The organism is Thiocapsa imhoffii (assembly GCF_016583985.1).
GTDB classification, from domain to species: domain Bacteria; phylum Pseudomonadota; class Gammaproteobacteria; order Chromatiales; family Chromatiaceae; genus Thiocapsa; species Thiocapsa imhoffii.
Genome location: NZ_NRSD01000093.1, coordinates 1 through 572 on the forward strand (window position 1 = coordinate 1; position 572 = coordinate 572).

Below are 572 nucleotides of genomic sequence, written 5' to 3' on the forward strand. Positions count from 1 at the left end.
GCAGCAGGCCGAAGCGGTCGATCATCTCCACCTTCAGGTCTTTGAGCTCGGCGGGTGACTCGGCGCTGGCGATGCGCTTGTAGGTGACCAGGCGCGTGTGCACGTCCGGCAGGTAGTCGTCGGGCAGGAGGGCGGGGAGGCCCAGGTCGATCTCGGCGCCGTGGTCCAGCGGGCGGTCCAGCTCCGGGGTGCGGCCGGCCTTGAGCGCCTCCACGGCACGCTCCAGCAGATCCATGTAGAGGGTAAAGCCGATCTCGTGGATCTGTCCGGACTGCTCCTCGCCGAGCAGCTCGCCGGCGCCGCGGATCTCTAGGTCGTGGGTGGCCAGCGTGAAGCCGGCGCCCAGGTCCTCCAAGGACTCGATCGCCTCCAGGCGCTTCTTGGCGTCCTCGGTCATGGCCTTCGCCGGCGGGGTGATGAGATAGGCGTAGGCGCGGTGGTGCGAGCGCCCGACCCGCCCGCGCAGCTGGTGCAGCTGGGCGAGGCCCAGCTTGTCCGCCCGGTTGATGACGATGGTGTTGGCGCTCGGCACGTCGATGCCGGACTCGACGATGGTGGTGCACACCAGGACG

The 572-nt window shown here is 69.4% G+C and carries 1 protein-coding gene; it reads right to left on the bottom strand.

Annotated elements, in window-relative coordinates; genetic code table 11:
* The coding region (locus CKO25_RS20785) for a TRCF domain-containing protein (protein ID WP_276569071.1) at window positions 1-572 on the bottom strand (572 nt) is incomplete at both ends.